This window comes from Neobacillus sp. (assembly GCF_031988165.1).
GTDB classification, from domain to species: domain Bacteria; phylum Bacillota; class Bacilli; order Bacillales; family Cytobacillaceae; genus Neobacillus; species Neobacillus rhizosphaerae.
This window is the reverse complement of sequence record NZ_DALZYO010000006.1, coordinates 1-16,864: the sequence shown is the minus strand read 5'-3', so window position 1 is coordinate 16,864 and position 16,864 is coordinate 1. Positions and strand designations below refer to the sequence as shown.

The 16,864-nt window shown below is 38.9% G+C and carries 14 protein-coding genes; 11 read left to right on the top strand and 3 right to left on the bottom strand.

Going from position 1 to position 16,864, the window contains the following annotated elements; genetic code table 11:
• Positions 1 to 14: 14 nt before the first annotated feature.
• The 3 genes from RTR43_RS04765 to RTR43_RS04755 are packed head-to-tail and all read left to right on the top strand — an operon-like array spanning position 15 to position 3,544.
• The gene (locus RTR43_RS04765) at positions 15 to 1,349 is read left to right on the top strand and encodes a spore germination protein (protein WP_312470046.1); all 1,335 of its coding nucleotides are present in this window, start codon (positions 15 to 17) and stop codon (positions 1,347 to 1,349) included.
• 24 nt (positions 1,350 to 1,373) lie between these two features.
• Entirely contained in the window at positions 1,374 to 2,447 is a 1,074-nt protein-coding gene (locus RTR43_RS04760; protein WP_312470045.1) for a GerAB/ArcD/ProY family transporter, read from the top strand.
• The gene (locus RTR43_RS04755; RefSeq protein WP_312470044.1) at positions 2,444 to 3,544 is read left to right on the top strand and encodes a Ger(x)C family spore germination protein; all 1,101 of its coding nucleotides are present in this window, start codon (positions 2,444 to 2,446) and stop codon (positions 3,542 to 3,544) included. The genes RTR43_RS04760 and RTR43_RS04755 overlap by 4 nt, the downstream gene beginning before the upstream one ends.
• Positions 3,545 to 3,682: 138 nt before the next feature.
• Here RTR43_RS04755 and RTR43_RS04750 read toward each other — a convergent pair whose 3' ends face one another.
• Complete coding sequence (locus RTR43_RS04750; protein ID WP_312470258.1) at positions 3,683 to 4,840, bottom strand: TIGR04053 family radical SAM/SPASM domain-containing protein; 1,158 nt, start codon at positions 4,838 to 4,840, stop codon at positions 3,683 to 3,685.
• Positions 4,841 to 5,266: 426 nt separating this feature from the next.
• Between RTR43_RS04750 and RTR43_RS04745 the strand changes: the two genes are divergently transcribed.
• Entirely contained in the window at positions 5,267 to 6,049 is a 783-nt protein-coding gene (locus RTR43_RS04745) for a C40 family peptidase (protein ID WP_312470042.1), read from the top strand.
• A gap of 35 nt (positions 6,050 to 6,084) precedes the next feature.
• On the top strand, positions 6,085 to 6,711 hold the full coding sequence (locus RTR43_RS04740) for a TVP38/TMEM64 family protein (RefSeq protein ID WP_312470041.1): 627 nt from the start codon (positions 6,085 to 6,087) through the stop codon (positions 6,709 to 6,711).
• A 286-nt stretch (positions 6,712 to 6,997) separates the two neighbouring features.
• Here the strand turns inward: RTR43_RS04740 and RTR43_RS04735 are convergent, their stop codons facing one another.
• Complete coding sequence (locus RTR43_RS04735) at positions 6,998 to 8,539, bottom strand: multicopper oxidase family protein (protein WP_312470256.1); 1,542 nt, start codon at positions 8,537 to 8,539, stop codon at positions 6,998 to 7,000.
• Positions 8,540 to 8,672: 133 nt separating this feature from the next.
• Here RTR43_RS04735 and RTR43_RS04730 point away from each other — a divergent pair, with 133 nt between their 5' ends.
• The 4 genes from RTR43_RS04730 to RTR43_RS04715 all read left to right on the top strand — a co-directional run bounded on the left by RTR43_RS04730 (position 8,673) and on the right by RTR43_RS04715 (position 11,729).
• Positions 8,673 to 9,689: an XdhC family protein gene (locus RTR43_RS04730; RefSeq protein ID WP_312470040.1), complete on the top strand. Its 1,017-nt coding sequence runs from the start codon at positions 8,673 to 8,675 to the stop codon at positions 9,687 to 9,689.
• The gene (locus RTR43_RS04725; RefSeq protein WP_312470039.1) at positions 9,671 to 10,324 is read left to right on the top strand and encodes a nucleotidyltransferase family protein; all 654 of its coding nucleotides are present in this window, start codon (positions 9,671 to 9,673) and stop codon (positions 10,322 to 10,324) included. The genes RTR43_RS04730 and RTR43_RS04725 overlap by 19 nt, the downstream gene beginning before the upstream one ends.
• A gap of 80 nt (positions 10,325 to 10,404) precedes the next feature.
• On the top strand, positions 10,405 to 11,247 hold the full coding sequence (locus tag RTR43_RS04720) for an FAD binding domain-containing protein (protein ID WP_312470038.1): 843 nt from the start codon (positions 10,405 to 10,407) through the stop codon (positions 11,245 to 11,247).
• A gap of 44 nt (positions 11,248 to 11,291) precedes the next feature.
• Entirely contained in the window at positions 11,292 to 11,729 is a 438-nt protein-coding gene (locus tag RTR43_RS04715; RefSeq protein WP_312470255.1) for a (2Fe-2S)-binding protein, read from the top strand.
• Positions 11,730 to 11,762: 33 nt separating this feature from the next.
• Here the strand turns inward: RTR43_RS04715 and RTR43_RS04710 are convergent, their stop codons facing one another.
• Positions 11,763 to 13,829 (bottom strand): peptidoglycan D,D-transpeptidase FtsI family protein, encoded by a 2,067-nt coding sequence (locus tag RTR43_RS04710; RefSeq protein WP_312470253.1) that lies wholly within the window; start codon positions 13,827 to 13,829, stop codon positions 11,763 to 11,765.
• A 271-nt stretch (positions 13,830 to 14,100) separates the two neighbouring features.
• On the opposite strand from RTR43_RS04710, the gene RTR43_RS04705 reads away from it, so the two are divergent.
• Both RTR43_RS04705 and RTR43_RS04700 read left to right on the top strand, forming a co-directional pair.
• Positions 14,101 to 15,633 carry a carboxypeptidase M32 gene (locus RTR43_RS04705; RefSeq protein ID WP_312470036.1) on the top strand — a complete coding sequence of 511 codons (1,533 nt, stop codon included), beginning with the start codon at positions 14,101 to 14,103 and terminating at the stop codon, positions 15,631 to 15,633.
• Between the two features lie 284 nt (positions 15,634 to 15,917).
• Positions 15,918 to 16,703: a TerC family protein gene (locus RTR43_RS04700; RefSeq protein WP_312470034.1), complete on the top strand. Its 786-nt coding sequence runs from the start codon at positions 15,918 to 15,920 to the stop codon at positions 16,701 to 16,703.
• Positions 16,704 to 16,864 lie beyond the last annotated feature (161 nt).

The window sequence follows — 16,864 nt, the reverse complement described above, 5'->3', positions numbered from 1 at the left end:
TGTGAGGTAGAAAAATGCCAACTAATAATGTTCAATCAATAAAAGAAAGTCTCATACATAAGTTACAACAGCCGGAAGACCTGGTTTTTAAAGAGAATCATACAAAAGAAAAATATATGGAAGTACTTTATATTAAGTCAATTAGTGATGAAGCGGTCTTGCTCGAAAACGTTCTTAAGCCTTTTTTTGAAATAACTAGTTCAAAGGAATTTTTAGATTTCCTGCAATCACACCCCAAGGCAAGCGAATATGAATGTGAACAAAAAACGATTGATGTGGTAATGAGAGGGGTAGCCATTCTTTTTTATCAGGATTTCGTTTTTTTATTTGATTGTAAAATGGACCGAAATAATGCAGTTATGGATACAACCGTTGAGACAACTATTCAAGGTCCACAAGCGGGATTTAGTGAGAGTTTACCCGTTAATCTTGGGCTTATCCGCCAACGTTATCCAAATGTTTCATTGAAAGTGGAATCAACAACAGTAGGTAATCTTTCCAAAACAAAGGTGATGATTCTACATGATACAAAGTTTGTTGATCCAGATACTCTTAAAAGAGTCAAAAAATTTTTAGATGCTATCGATATCGATATGTTCCAAACAGGGGAGCAACTGTTCGATATTATTAAAAAATCCAACAGGGCACTATTTCCTTTGATGCTAGTTACTGAAAGACCTGATCGAGTAGCGGTAAATTTAGCTTCTGGTAAAGTCGTCCTTTTAGTTCACGGCTCTTCCTATGCTGTAATTCTACCGACAGTCATGAAGGATTTGATGTCCTCAATGGAGGATATTTATCAAACTTATTGGATTGCTAAATTTTTACAAATCCTTCGATATACAGCCTTTAACATAAGCATGATTCTTCCAGGTTTATATGTGGCAGTATCCAGCTATAATCCTGAGCTATTTAGGGTTCATCTAGCTATGTCAATTGCTGGAAGTCGGACGGGTATCCCTTATCCATCCTTTGTTGAAGTGCTGTTAATGTTATTTATGATGGAGCTTTTAACTGAGGCGAGTATCCGTCTGCCAAAAGCCATTGGTCCTACAGCCACAACCGTAGGTGGTTTGATATTAGGACAGTCTGCTGCAGAAGCTGGACTTGTTAGTAATATTATGATTGTGATTGTATCGTTTGTGGCTATTTCTAACTTTGTCGTGCCGATTAACGCTTTTAGTTTCACTATTAGAGTGTTGAAATACTTTATTTTATTATTAGCAACAATATTCGGATTGGTTGGCGTCGTAATAGGCTTTTTTATGCTCCTCGCCTATATGGTTAAACTTGATAGCTTCGGTGAGCCGTTTCTAACTATAATTCAAAGCAAACCAAGTAAAGAATAGTAGGAAATTGAGGAGGGGAGGGCTTTGAACCGATATTTTTTATACTTAGTGTTATTAAATATGCTTGTTAATGTTATCATCTTTGTGCCAAATATTTTAATCCAATACCGTTATGAAGGTGCCGTAATGGGGGTGTTAATCGCCATTCCGATTGGCGTTGCACTGAATTATTTATTAAGCACTACTTTCAATAAGTTTCCCGAACAAGGGATGCCAGAAATAATCGCCAATTCAAAGCACCGCTGGTTAAAAATCATTCATTTTTGCAGTATTCAATGGATATGGTTCACGGCTGGTCTGATAACCTTGGTTGGATTTATCGATATATTAGATCGATTTATTAATCCGGAAATGCCAAAGATAGCCTTGCTTGTTATATATTTAGCAGCGATTTTTCTAATTATCCAGCTCCCTACCGATAGGGTTATGTATTTTCTGGAAATTGTTCTATTCCTCAATACGCCATTAATCGCTTTTATTATTTTTAAGGCATTTACAAATGATTACCTTAGCTGGGATTCAATGCTCGAAGTTGGTACCCATATATTTGAAAGGCCAAGCTTAAAATCAATCGCTGCGGCTACGTATTGTTTTTCTGGTTACACCAACCTGATTATTTTTAATCGGCTGATTAAGGGGAGATTGAAGATTTGGAATTTTTTTGCTATTTTCCTTTTGGGGATATTCAATTTATTTACTACCTTCTTCATTCCGATTGGTTTTCACGGGTCAGACGGTGCACAAGAATTTCAGTATCCGTGGATTTCAACAGCAGATTCACTCCGGTTAGCTTATAGTCCGATAGAACGAGTAATCTTCTTATTTTTAATGTTTTACATGAGTATTACTCTTATTAGTATCTCAGTCCATTGGCATGTTTCGTTTGAATTAATTAAGGGAACCTTTAAGGAAAAAATAAGTAAAAAAAAGAATTTGCTGATTCTTATTTTCTATGCGGGTTGTTCGGTTGCAGGTGTTATTTTTCTAAATACAATTCTGTTAAATAAAATAACCGTTTATTGGATGATTGTTCGTCTTGGGTTTGAAATCTTTTTGGTTGTAATATTTTTCATTTGGGCAAGGAGGCGGACAGCTTGAAATCCATTAACAATTGGAAATCGCTTGTACTCGTTCTCCTTTCTGTAATGTTGTTAAATGGATGCGGCTTTAAAGACATTGATAAGCGTTTTTTTGTTGTAAGTATCGGTGTGGATACTGCCAAGAATAGCTCTAAGAAATACCTCGTCAGCCTTAAATTTGCTGTTCCAAGTTCATCAAAGAATAATCCCACTCAATTCATGATTGTTTCGGAAAATGCAGATACTATGTCTGAAGCGGTACGAATTATTAAAACAAAAGTGGATAAAGAGATTGATTTCAGTCATGCAAAAGTCATTGTATTTGGTGACGAGGTTGCTAACCAAAAGGGTAATTCCGGGATCAATTATTGGTTTATTAGAAGAAGAGATATCCAATCAATTGCCTGGGTGGCCATTGGTAAACCAAGTGCATTAGAAGTATTAAAGGTACAACCTAAATCAGAGTATATCCCTTCAAATGCATTGTTCCTAGCGTTAGGGAGGGATGGGTCTGAGACCCCATATATCATTTCGGAGTATCTATTTGATTTTAAATATAGATTAAGTGAACGCGGCTTAGATCCGCTCCTGCCGATTATTAAAGCTGAAAAGGAAATTTTTGAAATAAACACGGTTGGCCTCTATAATAAAAGCCAGATGAAGTTGGTACTTAAACCAGAAGAGACAAAGATTCTAAATTTCTTAAGAAATCGTGAGGAAAAAAGTGCGAATAGAGTTACCAAAGGAAAAACAGTTATCATTATTGATACACAAAAAGTGAAAACGAAATATAAAATCCATACTCCTAAAGGTAAAGCTCCCTATATAAAGGTACATGTTTCGGTTGAGGGGATACTAGAAGAAGCAACTCGCCGTGTAACAAATGAAAAATTATCCGACTATGAAAAAATCGCTGAAAAATCGTTAAACAAGGAAATTGAGAAACTCCTTGTGAAAATCCAAAAAGCAAATCTCGATCCTATCGGATTCGGCCTCCGCTACCGTTCCCGTCATTTCAATAACGATGATTGGGAAGAGTGGAAACGAATCTACCCAACCATCAAATTTATGGTGAGATCTAAAGTGCAAATTGAAGATACTGGTTTAATTGAATAAGAAAGACGGTGAAAATCAAAGGAATGATAGAAAAGCTTTTTCTAGTTCCCTTGGCTGAACTTATTGCTGCTTCAAGGATTTTATTCTTAATCATAAAAGGCATTCCAACAAGTTGGAATGCCTATTTCCTTCTAATATTTATACAAGCGGAGCAGCTTCTTTATTTCTCATTGCCTGCGGAATATAAACGCAGAATGGTTCGCTCTCTAAATAGTCGCCAGTAACCGCATAGGTTCTTGAGCGGGAACCGCCGCAAATTTTATTATATTCGCAAACACCGCATTTTCCTTTATAGTTGTCTGGCTGGCGCAACTCCTTAAATATTTTTGATTCGCGGTAAATTTCCGCAAGCGGAGTGTCACGAATGTTCCCGCCTACAATTGGCAACAAGCCGCTTGGTAAAACATCACCGATATGAGAAACGAAGGCAAAGCCGTTTCCGTCGTTAACTCCTTTTGGTGCACGTTTTAAGCCATCATGCATCGAAGCAAAATCGGTTGTGATTGTATCTTCGTAATGAATTTCACCTTTATCAATTAAATGATCGCGCGTTTTCTCCTGAAGAACAACGCGGCGGTAATGCTGTGCTGCCGTAGTTTTAATATCGTATGGTGCCGTTTTGCTTAGTTCATACAACCAACGGAAAACTTTTTCATGTTCAGCAGGTGTAATACAAGCATCTAATTGTCCACGGCCAGTTGGCACAAGCAAGAAGATGTACCACATGACTGCACCCATTTCACCCACAAGTTTTGACATTTCTTCAAGTGAGTCATAATTATAGCGAGAAATAACCGTATTGATTTGTAGCGGCATTTCAAGCTCGTTTAAGTATTTAATTTTTTCAAGTGTAAGCTCGAATGAACCAGGAGTTCCACGGAAGTGATCGTGAATTTCTGGTGTTGGCCCATCTAGGCTGAAGCCCCAACGTGATAAACCAACTTCTTTTGCCATCCTCATTTTTTCAATTGTTACATTTTGAGTGGCACTAGGTGTCATGGAAACCCGCATACCTTTCTTAATTGCATAATCAGCAAGATCAAAAAGATCTTCCCTCATCATGCAATCTCCACCAGTAAACACAAGCATTGGATTATCCATTTCATAAATTTGATCAATTAGATTGATTCCTTCGTCATGTGTCAGCTCTCTTGGGTCTGGTGTCAATTGTGCATCTGCACGGCAGTGAACACACTTAAGTTGACAAGCACGCGTCACTTCCCAAATAACGATAAATGGGTTAACATCATAGTCGATTCCTTTTCCCATTCCATGTCCATGAGGGCCATTACCCATAGCGTGTGGATGTCCTTTACCGATTCCTTCCATCATCATCACCAAACTTCATTATTATTTTAAAAACTATTTAAAATGTTTCTATAGGTTTATTATAAATTTGTCAGATTCCAGTGCATGGATGGTTTGTTACAATATTTCTACATTACAAGAAGGGATTATTGAACTATTGGTGTGAATCTATAAAATGTTTAATTATTACAATTATGTTAAAACTGAATGGAAAAATAGAAGAGAATATTTAGAGGAATCCGTAATAGACCTTTAATGACAAGGACTGGCACCGTTAAATATTTGTTAAATGAATGATTTCATCCCTGAGTGAGGGAATTATTTCCTTGTAAGCCATAACTTTGGTATTTTAATAGATTAGAAATCTCCTTATGATGGAGTTAACAACTACGAATCAAAGGAGAGCTACAATCTATGAAAAAACATCTACTGACAGCCACTACAGTCGCAGGAATCCTGATTTCCACTTTTGCAGGGTCAGCAAGTGCACATGAGAATATTTATACAGTCCAACCAGGCGACACCCTTTGGAAAATCTCGCAAGCAAAACAAGTATCAATTACTGATGTAAAGTTATGGAATCAGCTAACCACTGACACCATCTATGTAAATCAGAAACTATCATTACTCGCGCCACACAGCCATGAAACACAAACAACTGCCACACCTGATTCCAGTAATACAGCTATTACTTATTTGGTAAATTCCGGCGATACTTTATCAGGAATTGCTAAAACGTATGGTACTACTGTAACAGATATAAAAAGTTTAAATGGATTAACCTCGGATACTATATATGTGGGACATAGGCTATTGGTAAAGTCCTCTGTAAAAACAGTTTCAAAGGCACAATTGGTGATGAACGAAGCAAATAAATATATTGGGACACCTTACCTATGGGGAGGAAATACTCCTGCGGGTTTTGATTGCAGTGGATTTACCAGCTATGTGTTTAATAAAGTGGGAATCACTATTCCACGAACAGCTGCTTTACAGTGGTCTGGATTAAAGGTTAGTGCTACCCCCAATCCTGGCGATCTTGTCTTTTTTGAAACATACGCTGCTGGGGCGTCTCATGTGGGAATTTATTTAGGGAATAACAAATTCATTCAGGCCGGGTCATCAGGTGTGTCGATTGCAGACATGACAAATTCCTATTGGAAACCAAGATACCTTGGTGCTAGAACCGCATTTTAATAGATTTTTTCGCTAATAGGAAAAGGAGAGAGACGATGAAAAAATTAATTAGTTTTAGTTTAGTCCTTTTGATTATTGTGTTTGGTTTTTTTCAAAAGGATGAATTGATCTTTCTTATTAAACAAGGTGGAACCATATCCATTTATCTCAGCATGTTATTGGTTGCGATTTGTGTCTTTTTTCCTATTATTCCATTTCCCATATTAGCGGGAATAATTGGTGCTGTCTTTGGTGTGGCACAGGGAGTGGCCATTTCATTGGCGGGAGCGATGGCAGGAACGATGGGCTTCTTCTTTTTAAGCAGGTTTGGTTTTCGGGATTTTGCCCAGGAAAAGATAGTAAAATATCCGAAAGTTCAGGAGTATCAAGGATTTTTGAATCGTCATTCCTTTATGGCTATTTTGACCTGCCGGTTTATTCCCATTATCCCAGCGTCAGTTGTTAATCTTATTTGTGGATTAAGTAACGTCAGATGGCTCACTTTTTTCTCCGCCTCTACAATTGGGAAGATCCCTAATATTCTCATTTTGTCCTATGCAGGAGCATCATTTAACAGCAATAAGCTTTATTCTATTGGTTTATATGGTCTCTATATGCTGTTTATTTTCCTAATTAATTTAATAATCGTATATCGAAATTCGCAAAAAAATCAAATTAATTAAAAATTATTTGGGACATTGAAATCATTTTTGTTTTACAGCAATGCTGAATTCTTTTGTTATTGACAATGTTTGTTGGGAGTACAGATGACAATAGAACAAAAAATTACCCGGCCATTATGCCGGGCATTCAAACTAATCTATATAAAGGGGGGCGGAGGTTAAAGGTTCATCTGTGAACCTGTTTATATCTTAACCAATAAATATGAACAAACTATGAAAGAAAGATTAATAGTTTAAGAAATAGTTATCAAATAATAAGTCTTTAGGAATCCCTACATAAATCTAGTCATGGTGGCGGAAGCACCCGGTAAGGCCGCATCATCTCATAATCTTCATGCTCTAACATATGACAATGCCAAACATATTGCCCGGTGTAAGGAAAAAACGAGATGATGATGCTGGTAACTAGACCTGGAGGGCATCTTACAGTATCCTTCCAACCACGTTCGGAAAAATCTGGCTGAATTGGTGCTCCTGTATATTTGATATTCTTCGTTTTTTTATAATATTCAACATTGAATGCGCGTCGCTCAAGAATTTGAAATTGAACAAGATGAACATGAATAGGATGATCATCCTCATTCGTGTTGATAAAACTCCAAATCTCGGTTGAGTGGGCAAGCGGATTTTCAGTGATAGGGTCATCCCAGGTTTTCTTGTCAAGTAGAAAAAGCGATCTTCCAAATTGGTCCTTTTCCTCACTTAATTCTAGAAATCTCTGCCTTTGGGCAGTATTTGCGTGCATCCATTTAATTGGCCCCATATAGGCAGGGATGACGCTCGTATCAATGCCCGAAAGAGACTGCGATACTCGAAACTCCATGACGATTCCAGTCGTTTTGGGGTCAACTGGATCACCATTAGGGAAGTGTGTCGGGGCATCATTTTTCACAACAATTGCTTTTCCTTCCATATTAGAAAAATCAATGATGACATCCAGTCGTTCTGCAGGTGCGAGCAGTAATGAGCCTACTCCAATCGGGCGTTCAAGAAAACCGCTATCTGTTCCGATTTGATAGAACAACTGACCTGAATCAAGGGTCAAACGAAAAAAGCGAGCATTTGCCGCATTTAATAGTCGAAATCGATATTTCCTCGGTTCTACCTCAAGAAATGGCCACACCTTCCCATTGACAACAATTGTATTACCAAAAAAAGACGCAATAATGGACGGATAGATGCCAGAACCATTGTTTTCCGGCTGTTCTGGATACGATAATGAACCATCTACATGAAATGATCGATCTTGAAGCAGTAATGGGACTTCAAAAGGACCGCTAGGGAGATTGAATGAACGTTCATGGCTATTCCTGATGAAATAAAATCCTGCCAGTCCTGCATAAATATTTAATCGAGTCAGCCCGATGGCATGGTCGTGGTACCAGAGCGCCCTTGCACTTTGCTGATTAATGTATTGATAAATTTCTTTTTGAAAAAAAGGACCTTTTTCTGCAAATCCATTTGTGAACCATGCATCAGGGTAACCATCACTATGGGGCTCTGTTCTTCCGCCATGAAGATGGACAACGGTGCGAACAGCTGGTTTCTCCTTTTCGGCACCATGTACAGTGTGATCAATTGGTAAAAGATGTCTTTTAGGCAGTCCATTCTTCCATTTTACATATACTCTTTCCCCTGTTTCTACTTCAATGGTTGGTCCCGGATATATCCCTTCATATCCCCAAATTGTTGTTTCAGGTAATTCACTATGTAGCAATTGCTGTGTTTCCTTCATAGTTACTTCATAATACGTATATTCTCCTGATTTCCACGTTGGTTTTAATACTGGAGGAATTGGCAGTGGGTCTTTAAATTCTGTCAATTTCATCATAACCCCCCCTTCAGATCTTTATATTAATAATTTTATGTAATCGGTTCATGAAAAATTAGTCATTCTAGGAATAGCTTCCTCATTAATATAAATATGGTAGGAATTTTTGTGTTTGAGGTGGGGGAGCAGCGTGGAGGATTTTTATCAAATGTTAGACGTAATGGCACACCCAGGGGAAAAGGTGTTAGCGACGATCGTTGGTGTGAAAGGGTCTGCATATAAAAGGGAAGGCTCTTCGATGATGTTTTTTGAAGATGGAAGCCACGCTGGCTTGTTAAGTGCCGGCTGCCTAGAAACAGATTTAGCGATACGAGCGGCGGAGGTATTTCAAAAGAATGAGGCTATAATCCTTCAATATGACATGTTTGAGGAAGACGATATGGGCTGGGGTCAGGGCGCAGGTTGTAATGGAACGATTGATATTTTACTTGAGCTGGTTACGGAAAAATTAACAGAGGATTTTCTATTAGTAAAAAGATTACTGGATAGAAATAAACCTGTGATAGGTTTAAAAAAACTAGATAAATTGGGGGAGTATGTTTTTATTGAGGAGGAAGGTGAAGCCTTTGGAAATTGGTCTGGGCCAATTCCTGTTACCGAATTCACCTTGAAAAGCGGAATTATGGCAGATGGGGCATTGACCTTTTATCAGCATACGTACCAGCCCAAGCCACGGTTGATTGTTTTCGGGGCAGGGCCCGATGCTCGCCCCCTTGTATCATTAGCCGCAGAAACGGGGTTTTCGGTAACCGTCTGCGATTGGCGGGAAGAGTATTGTCAGAAACAACACTTTCCAACGGCGGACAGGATTATCGTTGGCTTTCCAGATGCGCTTTTAAAACAAATATCTTTTTTACCCTATGATTTTGTGGTAATCATGTCGCATCACTTTCTAAGGGATCAAGAAATATTATTGTCATTATTAAACGAGAATATTAGATATTTAGGTGTTCTAGGTCCAAGGAAAAGAACAAAAAAACTACTTAATCCTGACCATATTCCAAGTTCAATCTTTTCACCAATAGGTGTCGCGATTGGAGCAAAAGGTCCAGTTGAAATTGCAGTGAGTATTATGGCTGAAATGATTGAAGTATGGAGAAAGCCAGTGCATGAAAGAGTGGAGCTCTTATGGACAATTTCAGATTAGTCGGTATTTATCTTGCTGCAGGGAAGAGCAGCAGGATGGGCAGTCAGAAGTTGAATTTACCATTAGCTAATCATTATTTGGGTAGTATGGCATTACGGGCGGCGCTTGAATCATGGCTGGATGTCACTATCGCCGTCACTCGAAAGGGAGATTCGCTTCGCTGGTTGACTCCTTTTTCAAAAAGAAAAAATTTGCGAGTGTTAGCATGTGAGGATGCTGATAAAGGGCAAAGTGCTTCGCTTAAAGCAGGGGTGAAGGCCGCGGAGGATTTAGCGGCAACAGGGGTGGTGGTTCTGCTAGCGGATCAGCCTTTTGTCACCATTGAAATGATAAATAAATTAGTGGATGAATCTCGAACTTTTCAAGACTATGCCTATATTTCGTATTTGCACAGAGGAATTCCGAAGCCTCCTGTCTATTTTTCGAACTGCTTGTTTCCCATCATTACTGAATTAGAGGGGGATCAAGGTGCAAGGGATTTGATTCGAGGTGCTGATAAATTTAGCGGTAAACGAATGGAATCGGAGAAAGACTTGTCTTTTTTTGATGTCGATACGAATGAGGATTATCAGGATTTGCTTGATATTTGGGCTTCATTAATAGGTAGGGGGGGTGACCATGGAGGTAATTGGTAAGGGTGTTATCCGCAAGGAGTCGCTCGAAAAGGTGACAGGCAGGGCAAGTTGATTTGGAAGGCAAAGGAGGCGAACTAGTAATGCTGCCTTTTAACTTTGATTATTATACGCCTGCAACAATGAAGGAGGCCGTCGATTTATATCAGTATTTAGACCAGCAAGGCAAACAGCCAATGTTTTTTTCAGGTGGAACAGAATTAATTACCCTAGGTAGAATCAATTTGGCTTATACCGAAGCCGTCATAGATATTAAGGATATTGCAGAATGTAAGGTGATGCAGGTAAGTGGAGATCATTTGCTCCTAGGGAGTAGCCTCTCCCTTACAAGAATTGAGGAAGCCAATCTTTTTCCTTTATTAACGAAAACGGTTAGCGAAGTTGCTGACCATACAGCCCGGGTAAAAATAACTTTAGGCGGAAATATTTGTGCACAGATTTTTTACCGTGAAGCCGTTTTGCCGTTTTTACTAGCAGACAGTCACGTATTAATTATTGGCCCAGATGGAGAGAAGATCATCCCAATTAATGAGATCTTTCAAGAACAGCTCAGGTTGAAGAAAGGTGAATTTCTTGTTCAAGTAGCAACTGCGACCCAGTTTATTGGAGCACCCTATTTTAGTGTCAAACGCCGTCAGCAATGGGAAACTGGATACCCGTTGATTACGATGACTGCATTGAAAATTGATCGGGAGATACGTGTTGCTATAAGTGGGTTGTGTCCTTTTCCATTTCGCTCCAAGGAGGTAGAGGCTTCCTTAAATAACAGGGGGCAGTCGGTTGAAGCAAGAATTGATAGGGCTCTTGCGGTAATGCCAACGCCCATCTTAGAGGATGTCGAGGGATCGGCAAAATATAGACTCTTTGTGCTCAAAAATTTGTTATTGGATGTGTTGGCAGCATTGGATGGCGTGAGGGTTAGATAGCTTCTTATTTGGGGGGAGAGTAGAACGTGAAATCTCATACAATTATGTTGGATATAAATGGTGACAGTCGAATTGTTACAGTCAGGTCTGCCGATACCCTATTATATGCCATAAGGGGGAAGCTTGGGTTAACCGGAGCAAAACCTGGGTGTTTAAATGGTGATTGCGGTGCCTGCACGGTGAATGTTGATGGTTGGCCGATGAAATCATGTTTGATGCTTGCCGTGGAGGCGGTGGGGAAAAAGATAACCTCGATTGAAGGACTGAAACAAACGCCCATTCAACAGGCGTTTATCGAAAATTTTGCCTTTCAATGCGGCTATTGTACACCGGGTTTTATCATGAACTGCCACTCATTGATAGAGCAGTATCCAGATGCCGATGATATAACCATTAAAGAGTGGCTGGAATCGAATATCTGCCGCTGCACGAGCTATATCGAAATTGAGAAAGCTGTGAAATCAGTGTTAAAAAAGAATTGAAGGCGCCGAACATGGCGCCCAATTCCATTTCTGTTATTGACTTTTCAATTGAAAATAGGTATCCATAACCCGACGGCCAATCTTGAGACTTGCACGGTTATCTACTGTTCCTTCGTATGCCCAAGGAACCAAAACGGCCATAGCTACTTCGGGATTTGTGCTTGGGGCATAGCTTACTAGGCTTAAATTCATAACAGGAGGCGGCTCCTTACCATAATTACTGCGAAAGGGACCATCATAAAAGGCTTCGGCCGTCCCCGTTTTTCCTGCAGGTGAGTAAGTGGCACCTTCAAAGAATTTATAAGCAGTTCCCCCTGGTTCCTGCATCACCTTTTTAAAGCCAATTTGGACACGATTCATCCATTGCTTCTTAACATCAATCGTATTAAGGACGGTAGGATGGATTTCTTCGGCGACCGTTCCAAGTTCATTGGTTTCAAATGCATGCTCACGGATTTGTTTCACCACATGCGGCTGCATTCGATAGCCGCCATTTGCAATGGTTGAAACATACTGGACTAGCTGCATCGTCGAATAGGTATCGTATTGACCGATGACAAGATCGAGCAAATAACCGGGCAGTTTACTTTGACCTTTAAATCCGGTCTGTTCATTTGGCAAATCAATTCCCGTTCTTGCTCCAAGACCAAAGGATGAGAAGGAGTTCCTAATATCCTCGAAGGCCTTCTTATTACTAAAACTCAATGGCTGATCAAATTCATATCGCCCTTTTCCAATTTTAATCGCCGTTTGAAACATATAAACATTGGAAGATTTCTTTAATGCTTCGATTTCATTTAATTTTCCTAAATATGCATATGACTTTTTAAGCGGGGTATCCTTTATTTTTATCCCGGCATCATCGAATGGAGTACCAGGAGATATTGCTCCTGTTTTATAACCGGTTAAAATGGTTGCCCCCTTTACTGCAGAACCAACGTTATATGTAGTGGTAAAGGTTCCGAGTGCGTCATCTACCATTTCTGATGCGCCAGTCTCGTTGTTTTTAACGATTTTTTTTCCTGACATCGTTAAGACTTCACCTGTTCGTGGATCCATCAAGACGACGTAGGCTCTGTCTGTTAGGTTAGTACCTGGTGATTTCTTTGCGGTCCAAAGCTCTTCTTCGACAATCTTATCTATCGCCATTTGCAAATCCATATCAATCGTTAAGACCAGATCCTTACCCTTTTTTCCATTGGTAATTTGCTTTGTTTCAATGACATTCCCCATATTATTTGTACTACTATTTATTTTTGATTTATTACCATGAAGAACATCCTCATACTGTAGTTCCAGCTGACTTTTTCCAATGCGATCGTTTCGGCTGTAACCTCGTGCCAAATAATAATCCAATTGCTCAGCAGGAAGCCCTTCGTCAGATTTTGTCACTTTCCCTAATACGGATCTCAAAGTATTTCCGAAACCATAGGACCGTTCCCAATCGGTTGTGGTATCAACCCCAGGGAGGAATTGAAGATTTTCGCTTACAACCGCAAATTCCTTTTCTGTAACATCTTCATTTTTTATGATTTGTGGTGTGAATTTATATCCACTGCTAATTTCCCGATAAATCGCTAGCACCTCAAGTTCTTCATCAGATAGACCTAATTCGTCCTTGGTGATTCGGTCCAATTTTAACTTATAAAGATCTTTGTCAGTTATTTTTTTGGCATCATACAAGTCTTTTTCTTTTAGAGTAATTTTTTCGTTGGCAAGCATCGGATGCTTCATTATCCAAAAATCCTGCATGTCCCTTTCCGTCACCTTGTCCGTGTTTTTACTAATCAACTTGGCTAATTTCTCAGCTGTTACAAGCATTTCCTTTTGGCTAAATCCTTCATTTGTAAAAGTAATCGCTTTTTTCGGGTTATTATCGACAATCACTTTGAACTTACGATCGTACATATGTCCTCTAGGAACCGGATTACTGATTGTAAACTCTTCTTTTCTTTCCAAATCCCTTTTGAAATTTTCCCCATAAACTATTTGAACAAACCCTAATCGTAAAATAAGTATAGAGAATAGCAAAAACACACTGAAAAAAAGTAAATTCATTCGAAAGGAAAAATGGGAAGGTTTCTTTTTTTGTTTCTCCATCATGATTCCACATCCTTTTTATTAAATTTTAGTGTTTACATAAATATGTTAAATTTATACAGGTTAGCCATCTTAGAAGTAGACGAAAACTAGAATCGTATATTTTGATACGTAATCGACATTCTTTTTCTTGATGGAGTATTTTTGTCTAATGAAAATTTTTCTAATTTTTTCCCTTATTTGAATTTTTAACTTATAATCAAAAAGGGATGTAGTTGTTTCATAAACAAACATCCGTTAGAGAACAGAATAAAGAATAGGGGGTCTACATTTGAAACAGAAAATGATTAATGCAACTGTACAGAAGGCATTGGAACAATTTAAGGCAATTGATGAAAAAATTACTCATTATTCAAGTATCATAGGGTTAGTGGATTGGGATCAAAAGGTTATGGCACCGAAAAAAGGGAGAAGTGTTTTTGCCAAGGCAACCGGAACCTTGAGGACAGAAGTGTTTAAGCTCTCGGTCTCACAGGAAATGGGCAATCTTTTAGAAACATTATCTTCCCCGGAAAATTTCGAGATATTAGACGGTGTGACTAAAGCAAAGGTTAGAGAGTACAAAGAGTACTACCAAAAATCTAAAAGCATTCCAGCTAATCTTTTTCAGGAATACAGTATTTTAACAGCGCAGGCGAATGATGCCTGGGAAGAAGCAAGGGAGAACAATGATTTTGCTCACTACCTGCCTGCTTTAGAAAAAATAGTTGATTTCAAAAGAAAATTTGCTGAAATCTATGGATACGAGGACCATCCGTATGATGCGCTGCTGGATGAATTTGAACCAGGTTTAACGGTGAAAAGATTAGATCCCTTATTTGCTAAACTAAGAGAATCAAGTGTAAAACTATTAGAGCGGATTCAACAATATGGAAAACCAACACAGGTTGAAGTTTTTGACCAATCGTTCGAAATTGAAAAACAAAAAGAGTTTAACCGTTTTATCTTGCCAATCATTGGATTCGATATGGAAGCAGGACGTTTAGATGAAACGGTTCACCCATTTGCTCAAACGGTTAACATTGGAGATGTGCGGTTAACCACCCGTTATTTAGAAAAAAATGTCCGTTCCGCCCTTTTTGGAACCATTCATGAAGCGGGACATGGAATATATGAGCAGCATGTAAATCCGGAATATGAAGAGTCTGTGCTACAAAGGGGGGCCTCGTTTGGAATTCACGAATCACAATCAAGATTTTTGGAAAATATGGTCGGACGGAGCATGGAATTCTGGAAATTCTTTTTCCCTAAGCTCCAAGAGTATTTTCCAAAGCAATTAGAAAATGTTTCTATTGAGGAGTTTTACCGTGCCGTTAATACAGTAGAGCCTTCATTTATCCGTGTGGAAGCAGATGAGTTAACCTATAATCTTCATATTATGCTCCGATATGAAATTGAAAAGGCTTTAATTGGGGGAGAGATTGAAGCGAAAGACCTTCCGGTGATATGGAATCAGAAAATGCAGGATTACCTAGGTATTACACCAAGCAATGACACAGTTGGTGTATTGCAGGATGTACATTGGTCGTTTGGGGGCATTGGTTATTTCCCTTCTTATTCACTAGGTAATCTCTATGCTGCGCAAATTCTTCGTACGATTCAAAAAGATCTTCCTGATTTTTCTCACCATATCGAAAGTGGCAGGTTCGATTTGATTCAAGAATGGTTAAAGGAAAATATTCATCAGTACGGAAAGCTTTACACTCCGAATGAATTGATCGTTAGGGTAACAGGTGAGGAATTAAATGCTGACTACCTTGCCGAGTATCTTGAAAAAAAATATGCTAGGGTCTATGAACTATAATGGTTATCTGCTAAACTGACATTGACATCGGATTAAGAGTATAATATAGTAATAGTAATAAAATATTTCCTTTTTAAAGGGGAGTAGCTGCTACAATAAAGTCGTCATTTCGAGAAATCTTTCTCCGGCTTTATTGGCAACATTACGTTGTTAGCAAGACCTTTACACTACAGTAAAGGTCTTTTCTGCGTTTTTTAGGCCTTTACTGTAATCAGTAAAGGCCTATTTTTATGGGTAAAAGGAGTATTTTAGAAAAACACCTATTATTGAGGAGGAAATTATTTATGGATTTAACTCTGTTACTTGAATACGGATGGGTTTTAATCATTCTGGTGGCATTGGAAGGGCTTTTAGCAGCTGATAACGCCTTGGTACTCGCGATTATGGTGAAGCACCTACCTGAACAGGAACGGAAAAAGGCATTGTTTTATGGATTAGCAGGGGCGTTTGTGTTCCGCTTTGCTTCTTTGTTTGTGATTTCGTTTTTAGTTGATGTGTGGCAGGTTCAAGCTGTGGGAGCTCTTTATTTGTTATTTATGGCCGGCAATCATGTTTTTCGAAAGGTTATAAAAGGAAAAGAGGAGGAAAAAGAGGAAAAAGAAGTTCGAAAACATAGTGGCTTTTGGTCGACGGTTTTAAAGGTGGAAGTGGCAGACATTGCTTTTGCGGTCGATTCCATTCTTGCTGCCGTAGCGATGGCGGTTGTGCTTCCAGATACACCACTGCCAAATATCGGTGGACTTGATGGAGGTAAATTCCTAGTTATTTTTGCTGGGGGTATTATTGGCTTAATAATTATGCGCTTCGCTGCAAACCAATTTGTAAAGCTTTTAGAAAGAAGGCCTGGTCTAGAGATTGCCGCCTTTACGATTGTTGGCTGGGTTGGTGTTAAGCTAGCCGTCTACACACTTTCACATCCGGCATTATCGATTCTTAATGAGGAATTTGCGCATTCAACTGAATGGAAGGTGAGCTTTTACGTCGTGTTAGTAGGAATTGCCGCAGCAGGCTGGTTTTTCTCTAAAGATAAAGCCAATGAATCAGTGAAAAAAGAACCAAAAGTTTTATAACTTTAACAGAAATAATTCAATGCAATTCTTCCATTATGGGGGGATTGCTTTTTCATATTTTAAGAATTTATAACATTGGACTTCGAGAAATGTCCAGCTCCAGGCGCCATCGGCTAGTGTACTTCGCTCTTCTCCCTACGATAAGTCAACATCGGTTCGCT